This is a genomic window from Rhodanobacter soli (genome assembly GCF_039523495.1).
Classification (GTDB): domain Bacteria; phylum Pseudomonadota; class Gammaproteobacteria; order Xanthomonadales; family Rhodanobacteraceae; genus Rhodanobacter; species Rhodanobacter soli.
Genome location: NZ_BAAAFK010000001.1, coordinates 1,361,033 through 1,382,934, shown reverse-complemented (window position 1 = coordinate 1,382,934; position 21,902 = coordinate 1,361,033). Strand labels below are relative to the sequence as shown.

At 66.8% G+C, this 21,902-nt stretch carries 23 protein-coding genes; 11 read left to right on the top strand and 12 right to left on the bottom strand.

The genetic code is table 11. From position 1 onward, the window contains the following. Nucleotides 1–90: 90 nt before the first annotated feature. A complete protein-coding gene (locus tag ABD024_RS06205; RefSeq protein WP_343854524.1) occupies nucleotides 91–438 on the bottom strand; it encodes a hypothetical protein in 348 nt (115 codons plus the stop codon). A gap of 149 nt (nucleotides 439–587) precedes the next feature. Beyond that, nucleotides 588–791: a hypothetical protein gene (locus ABD024_RS06200; protein WP_343850733.1), complete on the bottom strand. Its 204-nt coding sequence runs from the start codon at nucleotides 789–791 to the stop codon at nucleotides 588–590. A 16-nt stretch (nucleotides 792–807) separates the two neighbouring features. On the opposite strand from ABD024_RS06200, the gene ABD024_RS06195 reads away from it, so the two are divergent. The 3 genes from ABD024_RS06195 (at nucleotide 808) to ABD024_RS06185 (ending at nucleotide 2,562) form a co-directional block, all read left to right on the top strand. Then, nucleotides 808–1,032: a hypothetical protein gene (locus ABD024_RS06195; RefSeq protein WP_343850731.1), complete on the top strand. Its 225-nt coding sequence runs from the start codon at nucleotides 808–810 to the stop codon at nucleotides 1,030–1,032. Nucleotides 1,033–1,093: 61 nt separating this feature from the next. Beyond that, nucleotides 1,094–2,008: a 23S rRNA (adenine(2030)-N(6))-methyltransferase RlmJ gene (locus ABD024_RS06190; RefSeq protein ID WP_343850729.1), complete on the top strand. Its 915-nt coding sequence runs from the start codon at nucleotides 1,094–1,096 to the stop codon at nucleotides 2,006–2,008. A 38-nt stretch (nucleotides 2,009–2,046) separates the two neighbouring features. Next, complete coding sequence (locus ABD024_RS06185; protein WP_343850727.1) at nucleotides 2,047–2,562, top strand: Slp family lipoprotein; 516 nt, start codon at nucleotides 2,047–2,049, stop codon at nucleotides 2,560–2,562. A gap of 40 nt (nucleotides 2,563–2,602) precedes the next feature. Here the strand turns inward: ABD024_RS06185 and ABD024_RS06180 are convergent, their stop codons facing one another. Continuing rightward, entirely contained in the window at nucleotides 2,603–2,998 is a 396-nt protein-coding gene (locus tag ABD024_RS06180) for a VOC family protein (protein ID WP_343850725.1), read from the bottom strand. A gap of 176 nt (nucleotides 2,999–3,174) precedes the next feature. Between ABD024_RS06180 and ABD024_RS06175 the strand changes: the two genes are divergently transcribed. Beyond that, on the top strand, nucleotides 3,175–4,086 hold the full coding sequence (locus tag ABD024_RS06175) for a cation diffusion facilitator family transporter (RefSeq protein WP_343850723.1): 912 nt from the start codon (nucleotides 3,175–3,177) through the stop codon (nucleotides 4,084–4,086). A gap of 72 nt (nucleotides 4,087–4,158) precedes the next feature. After that, nucleotides 4,159–4,698 carry a DUF2058 domain-containing protein gene (locus ABD024_RS06170; RefSeq protein WP_343850721.1) on the top strand — a complete coding sequence of 180 codons (540 nt, stop codon included), beginning with the start codon at nucleotides 4,159–4,161 and terminating at the stop codon, nucleotides 4,696–4,698. 173 nt (nucleotides 4,699–4,871) lie between these two features. Here ABD024_RS06170 and ABD024_RS06165 read toward each other — a convergent pair whose 3' ends face one another. Both ABD024_RS06165 and ABD024_RS06160 read right to left on the bottom strand, forming a co-directional pair. After that, the gene (locus ABD024_RS06165; RefSeq protein WP_343850719.1) at nucleotides 4,872–5,267 is read right to left on the bottom strand and encodes a VOC family protein; all 396 of its coding nucleotides are present in this window, start codon (nucleotides 5,265–5,267) and stop codon (nucleotides 4,872–4,874) included. Beyond that, complete coding sequence (locus ABD024_RS06160) at nucleotides 5,264–5,662, bottom strand: MmcQ/YjbR family DNA-binding protein (protein WP_343850717.1); 399 nt, start codon at nucleotides 5,660–5,662, stop codon at nucleotides 5,264–5,266. The genes ABD024_RS06165 and ABD024_RS06160 overlap by 4 nt, the downstream gene beginning before the upstream one ends. Before the next feature lie 198 nt (nucleotides 5,663–5,860). Here ABD024_RS06160 and ABD024_RS06155 point away from each other — a divergent pair, with 198 nt between their 5' ends. The 4 genes from ABD024_RS06155 (at nucleotide 5,861) to ABD024_RS06140 (ending at nucleotide 13,037) form a co-directional block, all read left to right on the top strand. Next, a complete protein-coding gene (locus tag ABD024_RS06155; RefSeq protein WP_343850715.1) occupies nucleotides 5,861–6,466 on the top strand; it encodes a GNAT family N-acetyltransferase in 606 nt (201 codons plus the stop codon). 98 nt (nucleotides 6,467–6,564) lie between these two features. After that, a complete protein-coding gene (gene mfd / locus ABD024_RS06150) occupies nucleotides 6,565–10,023 on the top strand; it encodes a transcription-repair coupling factor (protein ID WP_343850713.1) in 3,459 nt (1,152 codons plus the stop codon). Between the two features lie 139 nt (nucleotides 10,024–10,162). Next, nucleotides 10,163–10,879, top strand: coding sequence for a hypothetical protein (locus ABD024_RS06145; protein ID WP_343850711.1), 717 nt, complete (start codon nucleotides 10,163–10,165; stop codon nucleotides 10,877–10,879). Between the two features lie 475 nt (nucleotides 10,880–11,354). Beyond that, on the top strand, nucleotides 11,355–13,037 hold the full coding sequence (locus tag ABD024_RS06140) for a sensor domain-containing diguanylate cyclase (protein WP_343850709.1): 1,683 nt from the start codon (nucleotides 11,355–11,357) through the stop codon (nucleotides 13,035–13,037). Nucleotides 13,038–13,046: 9 nt separating this feature from the next. On the opposite strand, the gene ABD024_RS06135 is transcribed toward ABD024_RS06140, so the two are convergent. The 5 genes from ABD024_RS06135 to ABD024_RS06115 are packed head-to-tail and all read right to left on the bottom strand — an operon-like array spanning nucleotide 13,047 to nucleotide 18,188. After that, complete coding sequence (locus ABD024_RS06135; protein ID WP_343850707.1) at nucleotides 13,047–15,317, bottom strand: thiamine pyrophosphate-dependent enzyme; 2,271 nt, start codon at nucleotides 15,315–15,317, stop codon at nucleotides 13,047–13,049. Nucleotides 15,318–15,360: 43 nt separating this feature from the next. Then, entirely contained in the window at nucleotides 15,361–15,963 is a 603-nt protein-coding gene (locus ABD024_RS06130; protein WP_343850705.1) for a glutathione S-transferase family protein, read from the bottom strand. Continuing rightward, the gene (locus tag ABD024_RS06125) at nucleotides 15,960–16,457 is read right to left on the bottom strand and encodes a hypothetical protein (RefSeq protein WP_343850703.1); all 498 of its coding nucleotides are present in this window, start codon (nucleotides 16,455–16,457) and stop codon (nucleotides 15,960–15,962) included. Before ABD024_RS06125 ends, ABD024_RS06130 begins: the two co-directional genes overlap by 4 nt. After that, nucleotides 16,454–17,002 (bottom strand): GNAT family N-acetyltransferase, encoded by a 549-nt coding sequence (locus tag ABD024_RS06120; RefSeq protein WP_343850701.1) that lies wholly within the window; start codon nucleotides 17,000–17,002, stop codon nucleotides 16,454–16,456. Before ABD024_RS06120 ends, ABD024_RS06125 begins: the two co-directional genes overlap by 4 nt. 16 nt (nucleotides 17,003–17,018) lie before the next feature. Beyond that, nucleotides 17,019–18,188 carry an acyl-CoA dehydrogenase family protein gene (locus ABD024_RS06115; RefSeq protein WP_343850699.1) on the bottom strand — a complete coding sequence of 390 codons (1,170 nt, stop codon included), beginning with the start codon at nucleotides 18,186–18,188 and terminating at the stop codon, nucleotides 17,019–17,021. A 99-nt stretch (nucleotides 18,189–18,287) separates the two neighbouring features. On the opposite strand from ABD024_RS06115, the gene ABD024_RS06110 reads away from it, so the two are divergent. Both ABD024_RS06110 and ABD024_RS06105 read left to right on the top strand, forming a co-directional pair. Continuing rightward, nucleotides 18,288–19,163: a DMT family transporter gene (locus ABD024_RS06110; RefSeq protein WP_343850697.1), complete on the top strand. Its 876-nt coding sequence runs from the start codon at nucleotides 18,288–18,290 to the stop codon at nucleotides 19,161–19,163. Nucleotides 19,164–19,683: 520 nt separating this feature from the next. After that, the gene (locus ABD024_RS06105) at nucleotides 19,684–20,055 is read left to right on the top strand and encodes a hypothetical protein (RefSeq protein ID WP_343850695.1); all 372 of its coding nucleotides are present in this window, start codon (nucleotides 19,684–19,686) and stop codon (nucleotides 20,053–20,055) included. A gap of 42 nt (nucleotides 20,056–20,097) precedes the next feature. On the opposite strand, the gene ABD024_RS06100 is transcribed toward ABD024_RS06105, so the two are convergent. Together ABD024_RS06100 and ABD024_RS06095 are read right to left on the bottom strand one after the other, a co-directional pair. Then, entirely contained in the window at nucleotides 20,098–21,033 is a 936-nt protein-coding gene (locus tag ABD024_RS06100; protein WP_343850693.1) for a 5'-nucleotidase, read from the bottom strand. Between the two features lie 59 nt (nucleotides 21,034–21,092). Next, a complete protein-coding gene (locus tag ABD024_RS06095; RefSeq protein WP_343850691.1) occupies nucleotides 21,093–21,854 on the bottom strand; it encodes an NAD kinase in 762 nt (253 codons plus the stop codon). Nucleotides 21,855–21,902 lie beyond the last annotated feature (48 nt).

The window sequence follows — 21,902 nt, the reverse complement described above, 5'->3', positions numbered from 1 at the left end:
GGGAGGCATCGGCACTCGATGCCGATCACGGGTCGCCTTCCACGCGGGCCCGAGGGCCAGCGCGAACGGCGCTGTCGCAGTGAACGGGAATCAGCCTGCCGGCGGTCGCAGCGGCGGTGCGTGAATGACACTGGGTGCGGGTGCGAAGCGCCAAGCGATGCGCAAACGCGTCGGGGCCACCGGGACAAGTTCGGTCATGGCAACCGCCGGCAAGACGCTGCCGCACATCGCCGCACAGTGAGCGGCTCCCATCGAACCATGCAGGCCAGAGCCCTGGTCGCCGCAGCAATCGGACTGGGCCGCCATGGCACGCTGGTCATGATCGGCAGGATGGGCAATGGATGACACGGGCATGCCCTGATGCGGGTCGCCCATCATGCCGCCGGGCATGCCATGCACGGGCGCCATCGCAAGGATCAGCCACGCCAACCAGGCCATCGCCCGGAAGGATGGCAAGCGTGCGACATGGCGTAGCGAGCGGTTCACCGGCACAGCATAAAGTCCGTACCGGCGAACCTCAACTCTGGACGGGGGTCCATCAGCTTCGTGACGGGTGGCCGCCACGGTTCGTCCATCGCCCCGACGAATTACTGGCTATAGCCCATGTGCAGCGTGATCTTGTCGCCGGCCTTCAGGTTCGCCACCGACGCCGGCGGGAAGTGCAGGCGCAGCGACATGCCTTCGGCGTCCGCCTCGACGACGCCAGTCTTGGTATCCACCGAGCTCACAGTGGCCGGCATCATGTGCATGCTGCCGTTCTTGTTGTGGCGCATCATCTTGTTGTGATGCATGCCGCCCATCTGGCCCATGCTGCTCGACGACGACGCCGGCGCCATGCCTCCGCTGTCCTGGGCACTGACCGTACCGAACGCCAGGCAAAGGCCGAAAGCGGCCGTCGAAACGATGATTTTCGGCGAGAAAGTCATGATAATTCTCCGCGCAAATGGACGGCCGCAGCCGCATGCCGGGCCGGTTGCAACGTTGCAACAGGCGGAGCCTGCACCGGTCGATGTGCAGGAAAGGTTTATGTGACGGCGCGGGGGGGGTACGCCGCCGGCCTCTATACTGGGCCACCCCGCCCGCCGTGACCGCCATGAATTACCGCCACGCCTATCACGCCGGCAATTTCGCCGATGTCCTGAAACACACCGTGCTGCTCGCGCTGATCGAGGCGATGCAGGCCAAACCCACGCCGTTCTGCTACATCGACACCCACGCCGGCAGCGGCAACTATCCGCTGGACGGCTTCGAGGCGCGCAAGACCGGCGAGCACAAGGACGGCATCGCGCGCCTGCATCCGGCCGAGAAGGTACCGCCGCTGCTGCAGCGCTGGCGCGCCAGCATCCTCAAGAGCGCCGACAACGAGCAGGGCCTGAAGCACTATCCCGGCTCGCCGCTGCAGGTCGCCCGCCTGCTGCGCCCGGACGACAGCGCCCAGTTGTGCGAACTGCACACCGAGGAAGCGGCCAAACTCCGCGAGCTGTTCCGCGGCAACCCGCAGGTGCACGTGCATCAGCGCGACGGCTACGAGGCGCTGAAGGCGCTGCTGCCGCCGAAGGAAAAGCGCGGCCTGGTGCTGATCGACCCGCCGTACGAGGCGCAGGACGCCGAGTACAAGCTGATCGAGCAGGCGCTGAAGTCGGCCTTGCTGCGCTGGCCCACCGGCGTCTATGCGGTGTGGTATCCGATCAAGCTGCGCAGCCAGGTGCAGCCGTTCCTGCGCCGTCTGCAGCACAGCGGGGTGAAGCGCATCCTGCGTGCCGAACTGCTGGTGCATCCGGACGATTCGCCGCTGCGCCTCAACGGCTCGGGCATGGTGATCCTCAATGCACCCTGGAACCTCGACGACACCTTGCGCGAACCGCTGCGCGTGTTGGCCAGCCTGCTGGCGCAGGATCGCCCGGCCGAATGGAAACTGGACTGGCTGCTGGACGAAGCCGGCAGCCAGCTGAACACGCCCAGCCCGTTGCCCGCTTCGCGACTACCGCGGCCGCCGGGTCGCCGCTAAGCTCGGCACATCCACCGGCTTCCTCCAGGAGCACGACCATGCGCACCCGCCCCGCCTTCCTGCTGATCCGCCTCGCCGCGCCGGCCGCACTGCTGATGCTGGCCGCCTGCGCCCCGGCGCCGATCTACAAGACCACCGGCGCCGCGGTCATCGCCGCGCCGTTCCAGGTGGCGCAATCACCCGAGAACTTCAGCAACAGCGAGGTGATCTGGGGCGGGCGCATCGTGCAAGTCAAGGTGTTCAGCGACCACAGCGAGATCGAACTGCTGGCCTATCCGCTGGACTCCTCGCAGCGACCGAAGGCGAACGACAGCGGCAACGGCCGCTTCATCGCGGTGATGCCCGGTTACGTGGAACCGCTGGACTATCCGTCCGGCGCGCTGATGACGGTCAACGGCAAGCTCAACGGCAGCCGCGCCGGCAAGGTCGGCGAGGCCGACTACGTATTCCCGCTGGTCAGCGTGGCGCAGTCGCACGTGTGGACCGCCGATGAAATGAACAAGGGCCGCAACAACGTCCGCTTCGGCGTGGGCCTGGGCGTCGGCATCCGCTGATCCTGCCCACGAGCCGGCGCCGCGCCGGCCGGTTGCTGCATCAGCGCTGGAATTGGGCGAACGTCACGAAGTGCCCGCCCGGTTCGCGATAGCCGATCTCGGTGGCGCCATAGAACGTGTCGTGGCGTGGCGCCACGATCTCGCAACCGTCCAGCGCCGCGGCCAGCGCGTCGATATCGTCCACCTCGACGAACAGGCAGCTGCGGTCGCCGCGCCAGTCCATCCCCGCCGCGTGCGGATCGGCCGCCAGCGAAGCGGTGGTCTGCAGCATCAGCTCGATGCCGTTTCCCACGAGGATCACGAACACCGGACCGTCCTCGCCCGGTACCTCGGCGGTGATTGCGAAACCCAGCCGATCGCGCCAGAACGCGAGGCTCGGCGCGATCGTTTCGACAAACAGCACGGGCGTGGCCTTGCGGCAAACGGGCGATGCCATGGCGGAACTCCTTGAGTGGATGGAAGCGCCGGCACGCATCGCGGCGGCGCCGTCGCCTTGAACGAATGCGTCAGTGCCAGTGTCTCATGCGCGCATCTTGCCACGGGCCCGACGGGTGCTGGCCGGGATTTCTTGCGGTGCCTTACACTTCACGGCCATTGCCGAAGGAACCGCACATGTCCGGCCACGCCGCCAACCCGATCAAGGCCATCCTGCTTGCGCTGGGCGCCAACTTCGCCATCTTCGTGGCCAAGCTGTTCGCCGCCTTCGTCACCGGTTCCGGCGCGATGATGGCCGAGGCCGTGCACTCGCTGGCCGACTGCGGCAACCAGGGCCTGCTGCTGCTCGGCATCCGCCAGGCCAAGCGGCCACCGTCCGACGAATTCCCGCTGGGCTGGGGCCGCGCGCTGTACTTCTGGTCGTTCCTGGTCGCCATCCTGCTGTTCAGCGTAGGCGGCATGTTCTCGATCTACGAAGGCGTCCACAAACTCACGAATCCCGAACCGTTGAAGTGGCCGTCGTTGGCGCTGGGCGTGCTGGTTTTCGGTATCGTCGTCGAAGGCATCTCGATGCGCGGCTGCCTGCAGGAAGTGAACAAGGCCCGCGGCACGCAAGACCTGTGGACATGGTTCCGCGAAACCCGCTCCAGCGAGTTGCTGGTGATCTTCGGCGAGGACCTGGCCGCGCTGATCGGCCTGTGCCTGGCCGCGATCGCCGTGGGCGCCACCATGCTCACCGGCAACCTGATGTTCGACGCCGCCGGCACCATCGCGATCGGCGTGCTGCTGATCGTGGTGGCCGTGCTGGTGGCGATCGAGGTGAAGGCCTTGCTGATCGGCCAGGGTGTCGAACCGCGCCGCCGCGAGGAACTGCTGGCCTTCCTCAACGATCGCCCCGAAGTCGCCGAAGTGCTCAACCTGCTTACCCTGCAGATGGGCCCGGATGTGATGGTGGCAGTGAAGGCACGCATGCAGCCCACTGTCGGCGACAACCATCTGATCGAGGCGATCAACACCGTCGAGGCGGCCATGAAGGCCGAGTTCGGCGACGTGCGCTGGAGCTTCTTCGAGCCGGACAATGCAGATTGACCGGTAACGCTTGAACGCGCGAGCCCACGCTACAATCCCCACCCCATCCAGCCGGATCTCTCGTCCATCCCCATGCGCAATCCGCTGCAAGAACAACTGCTCAAGGCCGGCCTGGTCAACAAGGCCAAGGCCGCACAAGTCGTGCGCGAGCAGGTGAAGAAGCACAAGGGCAAGGGACCGACGGCGCCGAGTGCCGAGCAGGTGGAGGCGCAGCGGTTGCAGGCGGAGAAGGCCGAGCGCGATCGCGCGCTGGCCGCCGAGCGCAATGCGCAGGTGCGGGCCAACGAGGCGCGTGCGCAGGTGCGGCAGATCGTCGAGGCGCACAAGGTGAAGCGTGAGGGCGAGATCGCCTACCGCTTCACGGACGGCGACAAGATCAAGGATCTGCTGGTGAACGAGGCGCTGCGCGCGCAGTTGGCCAGCGGCACGCTGGTGATCGTGCGCCACGACCAGGGCTACGAGCTGCTGCCGCGCGTTGCCGCTGACAAGGTGTACGAACGCGATGCGGCGATGATCGTGCTTGACCACGGGCGCGGCGAAGCCGGCAATGGCAATGGCGCGGATGATGAGTATTACAAGCAGTTTCAGGTGCCGGACGATTTGATCTGGTAATCCGGGTGAATGCGCCATGTCGCAGGTTCGAACCCAGCCCCCGCTACTAGATCCTTCATCCGCAGCACGCGCGTGCCTTTGATTCGACTCGTAACCAAGCGGTGGCGGGCACCCTTCGACTTCGCTGCGCTACGCTCAGGGCGAACGGGGGTTTCCCACGTTTGCCGGCGGGATCAGTCGCGCTTCAGTTCCAGCAAGTCCCAGCCATTGCCGTACAGATCCTCGAACACCGCCACCGTGCCGTAGGCCTCGTGGCGCGGTTCCTCGCGGAAGTGCACGCCGGCGGCGCGCATGCGTTGCCAGTCGCGCTGGAAGTCGTCGGTGTGGAGCAGCAGGAACACGCGGCCGCCGGTCTGGTTGCCGATGCGCGAAGCCTGCTCGTCGCCTTTCGCCTTGGCCAGCAGCAAGCGGGTTTCGCGGGAGCCGGGTGGCGCCAGCAGCACCCAGCGCTTGCCGTCGCCCATGTCGGTATCTTCGACCAGCTCGAAACCGAGCGCGCGGGTGTACCAGGCGATCGCCTCGTCGTAGTCGGCGACCAGCAGCGCCAATGCGCCGAGATGCTGTTTCATTTTTTTGCCTTGACTGTCGGCAGCGGCCCCAGCTCCGCCTGCAATTTTTTCGTCAGCTTCGCGCGGATCAGCGTGTACGCGTCGAGGATGAAGGTCTCCAATTCCACGGTGGCGAAACGCTGTGGTTCGGTGATCGAGATCCAGTGCGCGCGCGCCAGATACGGCGCCGGGATGATGCCGGGCTGGTCGGTGAGTTCGAGGAAGCGGTCGTCGGCCACCTTGAACGACAGCCGGCCGCCTTCACTGCCATCCGACGGCATCACGGCGAACATCTTGCCGCCGACGCTGAACACCATGTCGACGCCCCACTTGGTATCGCGGGTGACGCCGGGCCAGTGGCCGCACAGCGCTTTCAATTGGGCCGCGGTGAGGCCATTTGCCGGTTGGCGGGTCATGCCGTGCTCCGTGGAAATCCAGCCTCGCATTGTGCGGGGTGACGCACGCTCTGTCTGCCGCACCCACGTTACCCCGTACTGCAACATGGGCCAGCCGGCCAAAGAGAGGGCTGTGCACGCTTGTTTCAGCTCACCACAGGATTCGTCATTGCAAATTCATGTTGCATTGCACACAATACGCAAAAGTATGGAACTGCCATGATTCCTGCCATCGACTTCTCCGCTCCGTCCCGTTACGCCTCGTTGCCGCCACGCAGCAGCGAGCGCTTTGCGCGCCCCAAAGTGGCGCCTTCGTCGCACGGCGAGCAGGTGCGTACCCAGGACGGCCGCGAGCTGGTATTGCGGCCGATCGAGCCGGGCGACGTGGCCGCGATGCAACGCTGCTTCACCCGGCTGTCGCCGGAGGACATCCGCCGCCGCTTCCTGCATGCGATGTCCGAGCTGCCCGCGCCGATGGCGCAGCGGCTGTGTCGCATCGACTCCGCGCTGGAGACTGCCTATGTGCTGATGGACGAGTCCATCAAGCCGGCCGAGATGCGCGGCGTGGGCCGGATCTTCGTCGACGAGGCCACCGACAGCGCCGAGTTCTCGGTGCTGGTGGAGCAGGACTGGAGCCGGCTCGGCCTAGGCGCACTGCTGATGCAGCGGCTGGTCGACGACTGCCGCCGCCGTGGCCTCGCCGAGCTGTGGGGCTACGTGCTGCAGGAGAACCGGCCGATGCTGCAGCTGTGCAAGGAACTGGGCTTCACGCAGCGGGCGATGCCCGATGAACCGGGCACGGCACAGATCACGCTGAAGCTGTAAGAGCGCAAACCACGGGCGGGGCCTGTCCGAGCCATCGCGTTACACTTGCCCGCTTTCCCCGGCGCGGCTTGATGGCGGCGCCTTGAACATGCGTCCCCATGACCAGTCCGATCAAGCACCCGCCCCTGCCGACCACTCCCAAGCAACGCCGCTACTGGACGCCGCCACACGGCTCCGGCCGGGCGCTGCTGCTTGCCGAGGCGGCGCGCACGCATCAGGGCCTGCTGGTGGTGGTGGCGCGCGATACCCAGCGCGCGCAGGCGCTGGAGTCCGAACTGAAGATCTTCGCCGGCGGCCTGCCGGTGCTGCATTTTCCGGACTGGGAAACCCTGCCCTACGACGCGTTCAGCCCGCACCCGGAGATCGTCTCGCAGCGCATCGCCACGCTGTACCAGTTGCCGAACGTGAAGCGCGGCGTGCTGGTGGTACCGGTAGCCACACTGATGCAGCGGATCGCGCCGCGCTCGCACATCACCGGCGCCGGGCTGGTGCTGGCGAAGGGGCAGAAGCTCGACCTCGCCGGCGAACAGCGCCGGCTGGAAGCGTCCGGCTACCGCCACGTGCCGCAGGTGGCCGAACCGGGCGACTTCGCGGTGCGCGGCGCACTGCTCGACATCTTCCCGATGGGTACGGCCGAGCCGTACCGCATCGAGCTGTTCGACGACGAAGTGGAGTCGATCCGCAGCTTCGACCCGGAAACCCAGCGCTCGCAGCAACAGGTGGACCGGGTCGAGCTGCTGCCCGCGCGCGAGTTTCCGCTCACCGACGAAGCGGCGAAGGAGTTCCGCGGCAACCTGCGCGAGCGCTTCCCGATCGACGTGCGCCGCTGCCCGCTGTACCAGGACATGAAGGAAGGCGTCACGCCCGGCGGCATCGAGTACTACCTGCCACTTTTCTTCCAGCAAACCGCCACGCTGTTCGACTATCTCGCCGACGATGCGCTGTTCGTGCTCGGCGAAGGCGCCAGCGAAGCGGCCGACCAGTTCTGGGCGCAGACCGCCGAACGCTACGACCAGCGTGCACACGACATTGAACGCCCGGTGCTGCCGCCGGCCGAGCTCTATCTGCCGCCGGAACAGTTGCGCGAGCGGCTCAACAAGCGGCTGCGCGTGGAAGTGGTCGATCCAGGCCACGAGCACGCCGTCGACACCGGCACCCAGCCGGCGCCGGAGCTGCCGCTGAATCGCAAAGGCGAGGAACCGGGCACCTCGCTGCGGCATTTCCTGGCCAGCTATCCAGGTCGGGTGCTGATCGCCGCGGATTCGGCGGGGCGGCGCGAAGCGCTGATCGAAACGCTGGCCGGTGCCGGGATGAAACCGGACAACGTGGACGGCTGGACGTCCTTCCTTGCTGAAGAAGCACAACGTTTCGCCATCACCATCGCGAGCCTGGAACAGGGCTTCGCCCTGACCGGGCCCGCGATTACCGTGCTCACCGAGCGCGAGCTGTACGGCGAGCGGGTGCGCAGCGAGCGCGACCGCAAGCGCCGCCGCGGCACCGCCCGCGAACCCGACGCCATCATCCGCGACCTCACCGAGCTCACCCCCGGTGCGCCGATCGTGCACGTCGACCATGGTGTGGGGCGCTACCAGGGCCTGGTCTCGATGGACGTGGGCGGCATGGACGGCGAGTTCCTCGTCATCGAGTACGCCAAGGGCGACAAGCTGTACGTGCCGGTGGCGCAGCTTGGCCTGGTCAGCCGCTACTCCGGCACCGCGCCGGAGCTGGCGCCATTGCATTCGCTGGGCGGCGACGCGTGGGAACGCGCGCGCCGCAAGGCTGCCGAGAAAGTGCGCGACGTCGCCGCCGAACTGCTGGCGATCTACGCGCAGCGCCAGGCGCGTGGCGGCGAGGCGCTGTCGATCGATCGCCAGCTGGTCGAAGAGTTCGGCAGCACCTTCCCGTTCGAGGAAACCCCCGACCAGGAAAGCGCGATCGAGGCGGTGCTGAATGATCTGGCCGCGCCGCGCGCGATGGACCGGGTGATCTGCGGCGACGTGGGCTTCGGCAAGACCGAGGTGGCGCTGCGCGCCGCGTTCGCCACCGCCACCGCCGGCAAGCAGGTCGCCGTGCTGGTGCCGACCACCCTGCTCGCCCAGCAGCATTACCGCAATTTCGCCGACCGCTTCGCCGACTGGCCGGTGCGCGTGGACGTGCTGTCGCGCTTCAAGTCCACCAAGGAAGTGAACGAGGCGCTGAAGCGCCTGGCCGATGGCCAGATCGACGTGATCGTGGGCACGCACAAGCTGCTGCAGCCGGACGTCAAGTTCAAGAATCTCGGCCTGGTCATCGTCGACGAGGAACAGCGCTTCGGCGTGCGCCAGAAGGAACGGCTGAAGAAGCTGCGCGCCGAGGTCGATCTGCTGACGCTGACCGCCACGCCGATCCCGCGCACGCTGAACATGGCGATGGCCGGCCTGCGCGACCTCTCGCTGATCGCCACGCCGCCGGCACACCGCACCGCCGTGCGCACCTTCATCTCGGCATGGGACCCGGCGACGATCCGCGAGGCACTGCAGCGCGAGCTGTCGCGCGGTGGCCAGGTGTACTTCCTGCACAACGAAGTACAGAGCATCGAACGCACCGTGCGCGAGCTGGAGGAACTGGTGCCCGACGCGCGTATCCGCATCGCCCACGGCCAGATGCCCGAACGCGAACTGGAAGGCGTGATGGCCGACTTCCACCGCCAGCGCTTCAACGTGCTGGTGTGCACCACCATTATCGAAACCGGCATCGACATCCCCACCGCCAACACCATCATCATCGACCGTGCCGACCGCTTCGGCCTGGCCCAGCTGCACCAGTTGCGCGGCCGCGTCGGGCGTTCGCACCACCGCGCGTATGCATACCTGGTGGTGCCCGACCGCCGCTCGATCACCGCCGACGCGCAGAAACGGCTGGAAGCGCTGGCTTCGCTGGAAGAACTCGGCGCCGGTTTCACCCTGGCCACCCATGACCTGGAAATCCGCGGCGCCGGCGAGCTGCTCGGCGACGAGCAGTCCGGTCAGATCCAGGAGATCGGCTTCGGCCTGTACACCGAGCTGCTTGATCGCGCGGTGCGCGCGCTGAAGTCGGGCAAGGTGCCGGACTTCGACCTGAGCTCCGAGCACGAAACCGAGGTCGAGCTGCACCTGCCTGCGCTGATCCCCGACGACTACCTGCCCGACGTGCACCACCGCCTCACCTTGTACAAGCGCATCGCCAGCGCACGCAGCGAGGACGATCTGCGCGACCTGCAGGTGGAGATGATCGACCGCTTCGGCCTGCTGCCCGGTCCCACCAAGCAGCTGTTCGCCGTGGCCAGCCTGAAACTGTTGGCCACCCCGCTTGGCATCCGCAAGCTCGACTTCGGCGCGAACGGCGGCCGCATCGTGTTCCGCGAGAAGCCCGAGGTGAACCCGATGACCATCATCCAGCTGATCCAGCGCCAGCCGCGCGTGTACAAGCTGGACGGCCAGGACAAGCTGAAGGTGATCCTCGACCTGCCCGGCGCCAGCGAACGCATCCGCAGCGCGCAGGAACTGCTGGTGACGCTGGGCGCGCGCCGACCCGCGTGAGTTCCTGACACCGCTGCTCCCGCGGCTTGCCTGCCCCCGGCAATCGGCCTAGCATCGCGGCCGTGCGACAGGGGCGCGCATCCATCCCGAATCGGTCCGTCGATGCCGGCCTTCCAGGATCCGGCTGGAGAGTGATGCCATGGTCGCCGTTCCTGAAAGTCGTCGATCCAGTGCCCTGCAACGTGTGTACTGGTGGGCGGCCATCGTCGCCGCGCTGGTGGTGTTCGCCGGCTTCGCGCCGACCTATTACCTGAAGGCATGGTTCGGCACGCCCACGCTGCCCACGCTGGTGCACGTGCACGGCCTGGTGATGAGTGCGTGGTTCGTCGTGTTCGCGACCCAGGTCTGGCTGGTCGAATCGCATCGCATCCGCCTGCACCGGCGGCTCGGCCTGTTCGGCGCCGCGCTGGTGGTGCTGATCCCGATCCTCGGCATCGCCACCGCGATCGAAGGCGCACGGCGCCATGCCGGGCCGCCGGGGGTCCCGCCGCTGATCTTCCTCAGCGTGCCGATCTTCGACATCCTGGTATTCGCCGGCATTGCCGGCAGCGGCCTGCTGCTGCGCCGGCGCAGCGACTTCCACCGGCGATTGATGCTGCTGGCCACGCTCGGCATCCTCACGGCGGCGATCGCCCGGCTGCCGCTGGACTTCATCCGCCACGGCGGACCGCTCGTGTTCTTCGGCCTTGCCGACCTGCTCATCCTCGCCTGCATCGCCATCGACACGATCCGGCAGCGCCGCCTGCATCCGGCGTTCGGCTGGGGTACCGCGGTGATCATCGTGTCACAACCGCTGCGCCTGTGGCTGGCCGGCACCCCGGTCTGGATGGATTTCGCGGGTTGGCTGGTCGGCTGAGCGGCTTCGTGCCTGCAGTCTCCCGGCATCGGGCTGACGATCGTCACTGGCCGTCGATATCCCTGCTCCGCACAATGCGCCCTGATACCGCCACGGATGACCCTCCGTGTCCGGATCGAACCACATCGGCCGAGCCCGCGACTGGCCGGCGACCGGAACAGATACCTGCAATCAAGGGGGAGGGGAGCCCTGGGGCATACACAGCCACACTGGCACGGCCCGTGCTTGACACCAGGATGAAGGATAGTGCAATTTCACGGGTTGCCATGTGCGCCGCCTGGCAACTGCAACGTTGATCCATCGGGAGGGACGTCCGGCCGCACGAGAAGTGTCCCGCCGTGGGTCTCATTGGCTCGGCAGTGCGCGTCATCCGCATGCAATCCTGCAGGATGTTCGCGGAGCGGGGAGAGGCAAATTGGAGAGGCTTGTCACAACGCCGACATCGATCCGCTCCAGGCGGTCATGGTGCGGCTTCGTGCTGGGCCTGTTGTGGCTCGGGCTGGGCGTGGCCCACGCCACCACTCCACTGAACGGTGCCTGGCGCGAGGCACGCACCGGCGACACGCCGCAGACCGTACTGGACGAGTACCGTGCCGGCCTGCTGAAGAGTTTCGATCCATCGCTGCTGCAACGGTTCCCGCAGAACGGCACCGGCAGCTGGGTGGTGATCACGCCACAGCCGCCCTGGGACAACACGCCGCGGGTACTGACGATCTACCCGCCCACGCTGGGCGCGGTCATCGCGTTTGGCGACAATCAGCCGCAGACCCTGGCGCTGGACGACTTCAGCGCGTCGATCCACGGCCACGGCCGCCTGGCCTGGCAACTGCCTTCCGGCGTGGCCGCGTCGACGCCGATCCTGCTGAAATTCGAGCCATCGCAGACGCTGAGCGCACCGGTGCGCTTCCATCTGGATTCCTGGAGCGAGTACCTGCAACAGGACGCGCGGTGGCTGGTCTTCGCCAGTGCCTGCTTCGCGGTGATGCTGGCCATGGTGCTGATGGCGCTGTGCTTTGCGCTGATGCTGCACGACGTCACCTATGCCTGGTACGCCGGCTACGTCATCTGTTATGCGCTGATCCAGGGCATCCAGACCGGCTTCGTGTTCCATCCGATGGAATGGGGGTTGCTGTCGGGCACGGCCTTGCTGGCCGGCTCGGCCGCGGTGGCGCTGTCGGTCGCGTTCGCCTCGCTGTTCATGATGCGGTTCTGCGAACTGCAGAGTTATGCGCCGCTGCTGCGGGTGCCGATCATGGCGCTGGCGGTGGGCATGATCCAACTGGTGCTGATGCGCAGCAGTCGGATCCCGATGCTGGTCGACGTGGCGCAGATCCTGCTCAACCCCTTGTTGATGATCGGCGCCGCCTTGCTGCTGGTGGCTGCCATCGTCGCCGCAGCGCGCGGTTCGCGCCAGGCGTGGTTTTTCCTGGCCGGCTGGACGCCGTTGCTGCTGCTCACCGCGCTGACCAGCGCTCAGGTCGGCGGCGCGCTGCCGCAGATGGACTGGCTCAACGACGCCAGCCTGGCCGGTGGTGCGTTCGAGGCGGTCGTGTTGTCGATCGGCCTGGCCGACCGTGCGCTCAGGCTGCGCCATGACCGCGACATGGTGCGGGCGCTGGCCGACCACGACGCGCTCACCAGCGTGCTCAACCGCCGCGCCTGGACCGAGCGCGCCAGCACCCTGCTGTCCAGCGGGCCACCGCGGCCGATCGCCTTGCTGTTCTTCGACCTCGATCATTTCAAGCTGCTGAATGATCGGCAGGGCCACAATGCCGGCGACCGCGCACTGGTCGCCGTGGCCAAGGCACTGGCCACTGAGCTGCGGCCTGCCGACCTGCTCGGTCGCTACGGCGGTGAGGAGTTCGTCGCCCTGCTAGACGGCATCCCGGCGCAACAGGCCATGCAGGTGGCGACCCGCCTGTGCCGGCGCGTGCATCGGCTGGAAATACCCGTCAGCGAGGATTCGTTGCTGCTCAGCGTCAGCATCGGCGTCGCCGTACGCCGGGAAGGCGACGACGTGGAGTCCCTGGTCGATCGCGCCGACCAGGCCATGTACGACGCCAAGCTGGGCGGCCGCAACCGGGTCTCGCTGCACGCCGACAGCACGCCAGCGCGGGCTGGCCCGCGCCTGCACGTGGTGGAAACGCGCGAGCGTTGACCGCTGCCGTCAGCGCTTCGCCAGTTCCTGCGCCGCCGCCACGACCTCGGCCTCACCCGGCAACACCAGCAACGCCGCCCCGGCCAGCGGGGTGAAGGTGTCGGCGCCGACCACCCGCTGCATCGGCGTGGCGCCACAGCCACCTTCGACGATCGCGGTGATCACGCCCTCGCCCACGCCCGCACTCTTGCGGCCCTCGTCCAGCACCAGGATGCGTTTGGCGGTCTTCGCCTGCGCCGCGATGAAGGCATCGTTGAGCGGCGCCAGCCAGCGCAGGTCGACCACGCGCACCTGCCAGCCCAGGTCCTTTTCGATCGTGCGCGCAGCACGCAGCGCCATCGGCACGCCGTTGCCGAAGGTGAACACCACCAGGTCGTTCGCCGCCTCGTTGTAGATGCGGCCCTCGCCCAGCGTCATCGCCTGATCCGGTGCCGGATAGTCGAACTGCCAGTGGCCATCGCCGGCTTCGTACAGGTCCTTGGTCATGTACAGCGCGATCGGTTCAAGGAACGCGCACACGCGGCCGTCCACTTTTGCCAGCGCCATCAACGTGCGCAGCATCATCGCTGCGTCGTCGCCACGGCTCGGGCAACCCACCACCAAACCGGGAATATCGCGCAGCGCAGTGATCGAATTGTCGTTGTGGAAGTGACCGCCGAAGCCCTTCTGGTAGCCCAGCGAGGCGACGCGCATCACCATCGGGTTGCGGTACTGGCCGTTGGAGAAGAACTGCAGCGACGCCGCCTCGCCACGGATCTGGTCGCAGGCGTTGTGGAAGTACGCCAGGTACTGGATCTCCGGCAGCGGCAGCATGCCCATGTTCGCGTAGCCCTGGGCCAGGCCCAGGATCATCGTCTCGTCCAGCAGCGTGTTGAACACGCGGCTGCCCTTGAAGGTCTTGTTCAGCCCCTTGGTGACGGTGTACACGCCACCCTTTTGTGCCACGTCCTCGCCGAACAGCAGCGCCTCGGGATACTTCGCCAGCAGGTCGTGCAGCGCCTGACCAATCTGGATGGCCATGTGTCGCGGCGGCAGGTTTTCCGGCAGCTTGGCCTCGCCGCCGAACACGGCCAGGCGCTTGTCGGCGTAATCCGCCCGCGTGGCCTCGGCCTTCACTGCGGCCGGCGTGTACGGCGCCAGCGGAGCCATCACGTCGTCCAGCGAGGTCAGCCGATGGCGCGAATCCGCATCCTCGGCGGCGGCGAAGCAGCGCTTGCGGGTGGCTTCATAAAGGTTCAGCAGCTCGTCCTTCGAGTACAGGCCCGACTCCAGCGCGATACCGGCCGAGCGCAGCAGCGGGTCGGAGCACTCGACCGCAAACAGTTCCTCGATGCTGCGCCACTCGATCTCGAAATCGGTGCCGGCGTGGCCCATTACACGGGTGGTCTTCAGATGCAGGAAGGTCGGCCGGCGCGTCGTGCGGCAATGTTCCACCGCGCGCTGTACCTGGGCGTAGCCCTCGGCCAGGTCGAGACCGTCGGCGAAGAAATAATCCAGATTGGAACGATGCTGGTAGTTGTTCGCGATCCAGCCACTTGGCGTCTTCACCGAGATGCCGATGCCGTTGTCCTCGCACACGAACAGCACCGGCGCCGGCAGCTTCTGGTACGCCGTCCACGCCGCGGTATTGAACGCGGTCTGTGCGGTGGCGTGGTTGCTGGAAGCGTCGCCGAACGAGCAGATCGTGATGCTGTCCTCGGGAATCGGCAGCTGGTGGCCGATGCGGCGCGCCTGCTCAATCGCCACCGCGGTACCCAGCGCCTTGGGCAGGTGCGAGGCGATCGTCGAGGTCTGCGGCAATACCCACAACGGCTTGCTGCCCCACACCTTGTGGCGGCCGCCGGAGGCCGGATCGTCCTTGCTGGCGGCGAAGCTCAGTGCCGAATCGACCACCGGATCCATTCCGGGAAGTTTGCGGAAGCGCTCGGCCATGAAGCCGCCGGAGCGGTAATGCAGGAACGCCGGATCGGTGTGCCGGGCCAGCCGCGCCACCATCGCGTTGCCCTCGTGGCCGGACGAACCGATCGTGTAGAACACCTTGTTCTGCACGCGCAGCACGCGCGCCATCAGGTCGAGGTGGCGCGAGATCAGCTGCGATTCCAGCAGCTCGCGGAAACCGCGCGCATCCAGCGCGCTGCCCGGCAGCACCGCCTCGCTGTCGCGCGGCGCGGCGCGCACGTCGCCCTGCCACAGCTGCACGAACTCGATGAAGTTCTGGTCGACGATCTCGGCACGGTTGAAACCCTTGTGGCGAGCGCTGAGGGCAAACGGAATGGACATAGTGTTTATCGGCAAGGTCGGGAGGGGATTTTGCAACGCAAGGTCAACGTTGCATCGGAGTGTGGCCGGGTTGAGACTTCACGCGGCCCAGCCACGCGCAAATATTCGGGAACGTGGACAACTCGAAGCCGCCATCGCCGGCACAATGGGTATACGCATACAACGCGATGTCGGCAAGGCCATAGCTGTCACCGACGAACCAGTCGCGCCCGGCCAGGTGCTGTTCCATCACTGAAAGTGCCTGCACGCCCTTCTGCAGCAGTGCCGGCACTTCGGCCTGGCGCGGATGATCGTGCGGCAGCCAGCCGCGGATGAAGCGCGCCACCGCGATGCACGGCTCGTGGCTGTATTGCTCGAAGAACATCCATTGCAGCGTCTGCGCCCGCAACCAGTGGTCGGCCGGCAGGAACGGCGTGCCTTCCGCCAGATAGCACAGGATCGCACCGGATTCGGCCAGCCGGCGGCCATCGTCCAGTTCCAGCAGCGGCACTTTGCCGTTCGGGTTCTTCGCCAGATATTCCGGCGTGCGCGTGGCGCCATGGGCGCTGTCCACGTCCACCCAGCGATACTCGCGGCCCAACTGGTCGAGCAGCAGCTGCAGCTTGTAGCAGTTGCCGGAGCTGCGCATGCCGTAGATGGTGATCATTGCCGCTCCCCGCTCAAGTGCTTCAGCCATGCCGCACGCTGATGATCTTTTGGACGTCCGAAACTTTCCAGTATGCGGATCTGCTCTGCCAGCGCGGGAATCGGGATCGCCAGACCGGCCACGTTCACCGTGACGATCTCGCCGATTTGCACCGGCTCCCAGCCGCGTTCGTTGCAGAGTTCGAGGCCACCCATCACCTCCACCGGCAACCCGGGGAAACGGAAGCGGGCGAAACGCGAGCGAAAGCGCTCTTCGCCGCACGGCACGTAGGCGTCATCACGCCGTGCCCGCCAGTGCCCGATCAGAGCCTCCGCATCGCGCACGCTGGTCAGCACATCAAGATCGGCGACCACCACCTCGGCGCCGGCCAGGCGCGCCGCGGCGCTGCCGATCAGGGTCCACGGATCGCGGCAAAGGCGATGCAGGTCCGGTACCACTGCAGCAAGTACCTCGCGCAAGGCCGCCGCCGTGTCGACGTGGACGGATGCATTCATGACCGCGCGCGCCGGTGGCGCCATTGCTCGCGCGTCTGCGCCCAGATCTCGGTGGGCGAATCTTCGTACGGCGCAGGCAGCTTGCCCGGACCGCGACAGCTCGAACCGAGCCGCTGCGCCAGCGCCTGCGAAGCGTGGTTGTCCGGATGGATGGAATGGATCATCTCGTCCCAGCCCAGCCGGTCGAACGTCCAGTCGATCGCGGCGATGCAGCCTTCCAGCGCGTAGCCCTTGCCCCAGGCGCTGCGTGCCAGGCCCCAGCCCACTTCGGTGCCGGGCCAGTCGGCCGGATGCCATGGCCCGAGCCGGCCGATCCACTGGCCGCTGCTCTTCTCGATCACCGAGAACATCGCAAAGCCCTGGATCGACCAGGCGCCCGCCAGGGTCAGGAAACCGCGCCAGGCGGCGGCGCGCGATTGTTGGCCACCGATGAACTGCGCCGCCTCGGCGTCGGCCATGTTCGCCGCATAGGCATCGAAATCCTCCGCCAGTGGCGGACGCAGGATCAGCCGATCGGTTTCGATGCGCGGCGAATCGAAGTCCATGCGCGCCACACTCCGCTCAGAATGCGTTGATGCCAGTCAGCTCGCGACCCACCACCAGCTCGTGCACGGTCTCGGTGCCTTCATAGGTGATCACCGATTCCAGGTTGAGCGCGTGGCGGATCGCGCCGTGTTCGGTGGTGATGCCGGCGCCGCCGAGGATGTCGCGGCACTGCCGCGCGATGTCGATCGCCATGCGGCAGTTGTTCCACTTCGCCAGCGAGACCTGGGTCGGCTGCATCTTGCCGGCATCCTTCAGCCGACCCAGCTGCAGCGACAGCAGCTGCGCGGTGGTGATGCGCCGGGCCATGTCCGCCACCTTCAGCTGCACCGCCTGGTTGGAGGCGAGCGGACGGCCAAACAGGATGCGCTCCTTCGTATAGTCGAGCACTTCCTTCAGGCAGGCCTGCGCGGCGCCGATCGGGCCCCAGGTGATGCCGTAGCGCGCCTGGGTCAGACAGCCCAGCGGCCCCTTCAGGCCCTTCACGTTGGGCAGCCGCGCGCTGTCCGGCACGCGCACGTTGTCGAAGAACAGCGCGCTGGTGACCGAGGCGCGCAGGCTCATCTTCTTGTGGATTTCCTGCGCCTTGAAGCCGGCCGTGTCGGTCGGCACCACGAAGCCCCGGATGCCGTCGTCGGTCTGTGCCCACACGATCGCGATGTGCGCCAGGTTGCCGTTGGTGATCCACATCTTGGCGCCGTTGATGACCCAGTCGCTGCCATCCTTCTTCGCATGGGTCTTCATGTTCGCCGGGTCGGAACCGCCGTGCGGCTCGGTCAGACCGAAGCAGCCGATCACCTCGCCGGCCGACATCCGCGGCAGGTAGTGTTTTTTCTGCTCCTCGCTGCCGTAGGCGTAGATCGGGTACATGCACAACGAGCTCTGCACCGAGGCGAAGCTGCGCAGGCCCGAATCGCCGCGCTCCAGCTCCTGGCAGATCAGGCCGTAGCTCACGCCGTTCATGCCGGCGCCGCCGTAGGTCTCGGGAATCGTGGCGCCGAGCAGGCCGAGCGCGGCGATCTCCGGGATCAGCTCCTTCGGAAAGCGCGCCTGGTCGAAGCAGTCGCCGATGATCGGCAGCACACGCTCGTCGACGAAGCGGCCGACGGTGTCCTGCACCATGCGTTCCTCGTCGGTGAGCAGCGAACGGACATCGTACAGATCGAGCGGATTCAGACTGACAGCCATGGGAGCTCCGGAGAGGGGGCGTAAAAACCGGTATTGTAGCGCGGCCGGCGATGGCCCTACGACTCCCGCTAAACGCCACGTTCCCCCTGACGAAAACCCATGCTCAAAGGTGTACTGCTCGGTTTTGCGGCGTTTGCCGCCTATGCCATCAGCGACGCGTTCGTGAAATCGCTGCACGGCTCGCTGCCGGCCTACGAAGCGGTGTTCTTCGGCGCCGTGCTGGGTCTGAGCGCCTTGCCCTTCATCCGCAAGCGCGACGACCGCTGGCACGAGGTGCTGGTCGCGCAGCGCCAGGGGCTCTGGCTGGTGCGCGCGCTCGCCAGCGCGGTGGGCAGCACGGCCGCGGTGATCGCGTTCACCGCGCTGCCGATGGCCGAGGCGTTCGCACTGATCTTCCTGCTGCCGATCTTCGTCACCATCCTGTCGGTGCTGGTGCTCGGGGAACAGGTGGGCTGGCGCCGCTGGTCGGCGGTGGTAGCCGGTTTCATCGGCGTGCTGGTGGTGCTGCGGCCGGGCTTCCGGGTGCTTGGCGTCGGCCACCTGGCGGCGATCGTCTGCGGCCTTTGCGGCGCCGTCTCGATGATCGCCCTGCGCCTGTCCGGCTCGCACGAAAAGCGCATCACCCTGTACGGCGCCGGCGTGGTCGGCTCGATCCTGCTGACCGGCGTGCTGATGCTGCCGGCCTTCGTCTGGCCGTCCCTGCATCAATGGCTGCTCCTGCTCGGCTACGGCCTGCTCGCCGCGCTCGCCTCGGTGCTGCTGATGCTGGCCACCCAGAAGGCGCCCGCCAACCACGTCGCGCCGACCCAGTACAGCCAGATGCTGTGGGCCGTGCTGCTCGGCTACGTGCTGTTCCACGACCGCCTGGACTGGCCGATGGCGATCGGCATCGCGATCATCCTCGGTGCCGGCCTGTTCACCTTCGTGCGCGAGGGGCAGGTCACCCGCTGGTGGCAAAAGATCCGGATGATCTGACCCTCCCGCACGCAGTCAATCAGACAACGACGGAAACCCATTCGATCGAACCCATGCCCGAGGAACTCTGCAGCTCGGTGCTTGGCCCTGCCGGATGGCATACGTTCGCAGGCAACCCGGATGACAGCACGGGCTTCGTCAGAGCAAGCCTCAGTTCGAGCGGTGGAGACACCCACTGACCATCCGGCACGATCCCTCCAACTGCCCGGCAGCGGTGGCCTTGAGCAAGGAGCGGTGACATGCCGTATCCAACGGAGCCGGAGGCGCGCGGCTTCTGCAGCTGCACCTACACACTGCGTACACAATTCTGTGTCGCCTGAACCGGCTTGAAGCCTGGTTGCATACGCTTCACGGCTTGGAGAACCCGGCTTCCGCGCTGTTCATTTGCCGCCCGCCATGACCCATACGTGCAAACACGTCATGGGCAATGGCAATCCGTGCCGGGCCGCAGTTCAAGCGCTAAAATCGGGCACGGAACCCACCGCGCAGGGATGCCATCCTCTCAGCCGGAGGTATCACCATGATCCGCCCAGTTCTGATTGCCCTGCTCGCAACCTTGGCACTCGACGCGCAGGCGGCGTCCGACACCTGCCACATCAGCGGCACCGCCTACGACTACACCGGACAGCCACTGCCTACCGCAGTAATCCGTCTGATCGACCAACAAACGCATCAGACCGCCTATCGCGCAGCCGATGCGAGTGCCGCATTCGCATTCGCCGATCTGCCCGTGGACACCAGTGGTCAACGTTACCGGCTCGATGTGCTGAGCCCTGCCACCGTAGTCACCGGCACCCACATCCCTACGCGCTCCGTACTTGGCATCGCACCCGCCTTCGCCTGCGGCGCGGGCCAGAGTGTACGTGCGGACGTACGGATCGAAGTGCGCTGACGCAACTGGCAGACATTCAGGCCGCGTCTCATTCGCCGAGTGTCAACGGTTACTCACCCCATGCGGCACGTGCCCGGTCGCCACGTGCTTGCGCGCGGACTCCACGTTTGCCGGCGAGTCGTCGAAGAAGATGTCGGCGCCAAACGCGTCGAGGAACGGGCCCTTGTCGCGGCCGCCGAGGAACAGCGCCTCGTCGATGCGCACACCCCACTTGCGCAGGGTGAGGATCACCCGCTTGTGCGCGGGCGCGGAACGGGCGGTGACCAGGGCGGTGCGGATCGGCGAGTCTTCAGCCGGGAACGCGGTCTGCAGGTGATGCAGCGCCGTGAGGAAGCCGCGGAACGGACCCACTGACAGCGGCTCGGTGGCGTGTTCGGTTTCGCTGCGATGGAACGCCTCCAGGCCTTCCTCGCGCGACACCCGTTCGCCCTCGTCGCCGAAGATCACGGCGTCGCCGTCGAACGCGATGCGCAGTTGCTCGCTCATGCGCGGCGGCGCGGTGCTGGGCAGGATCGTCGCTGCGGCCACGCCGGCGGCCAGCGCGCGGCCGACGTCCTCGGCGTTGGCCGAGAGGAACAGGTCGGCCTTGAACGGCGCAATGTAATCGGACGTCGGCGCGCCGCTGGTGAACGCGGCGCGGCTGATTTCCAGGCCGTAGTGCTGGATCGCGTTGAAGATGCGCAGGCCGGTGTCGCCGGAGTTGCGCGACAGCAGGATCACCTCGACCGGCGGGACGTCGCCGGCCAGCTTGTTCAGCCCCAGCAACTTCTGCACCAGCGGGAAGGCCACGCCGGGCTGCAGGATCTCGTTCTCGTGGTCGATCTGGAACGAGCGGTAGGCGTCGAGGCCTTCGCGCTCGAACAGCGCGTGGCTGTCGCCGAGGTCGAACAGCGCGCGCGAGGAAATCGCGACCACCAGCCGGTTGTCGCCCACGGCGGCGGGATCATGGACATCAGGAAACGAAGCGGGCGTGTTCACGGACGGATGCAGGTCGATGGGCGAAAGACGATACCGGTCAATCTAGCACGCAGCCCGATTCATTCCGCTGCGAACTGCTCGTCGAGGATGCGTTGCTCCAGGTTGTGCTCGGGGTCGAACAACAGCCGCACGCCCTGCCCGCCGGACTGGCGGATCGCCACGGTACGCACGTCGCGCACTTCGTGGAAATCGGCGGTGGCGCTGACCGGCCGCTTGCCCGGGTCGAGCACGCGCAGGATCACCTCGGTGCGATGCGGCAGGATCGCGCCGCGCCAGCGCCGTGGGCGGAACGGACTGATCGGGGTGAGCGCCAGCACGTTCGCATCCAGCGGCAGGATCGGACCGTGCGCGGACAGGTTGTAGGCGGTGGAACCGGCCGGAGTGGCGACCATGATGCCGTCGCAGATCAGGTTCGGCAGCTTCACGGTGCCGTTGAGTTGCACTTCCAGGTGCGCGGCCTGGTTGCTCTGGCGCAACAGCGAAACCTCGTTGAACGCCAGCGCGCTGTGCTCGTTGCCGGCCGCGTCGGTAACCTCCATCTGCAGCGGGAACAGCGACGCCGTATGCGCGCGCGCGATCCGCTCGGGCAGACCGTCGAGCTTGTGTTTGTTCATCAGGAAGCCGACCCGGCCCAGCTTCATGCCGTATACCGGCACTTCCAGCGCGCGATATGCATGCAGGGTGCGCAACATGAAGCCGTCGCCGCCCAGCGCCACGATCAGCTCGGCCTGCTCCGGCGGCACGTCGCCATAGCGCTCCACCAGTTTGCGCCACGCCTGCTGGGCGACGCTGATGTCACTGGCGACAAAGGCAAAGCGCATGCGCGGGAATCCGTAGCGGAGGTCAGCCGAGCTTACGGCAACAGCAGC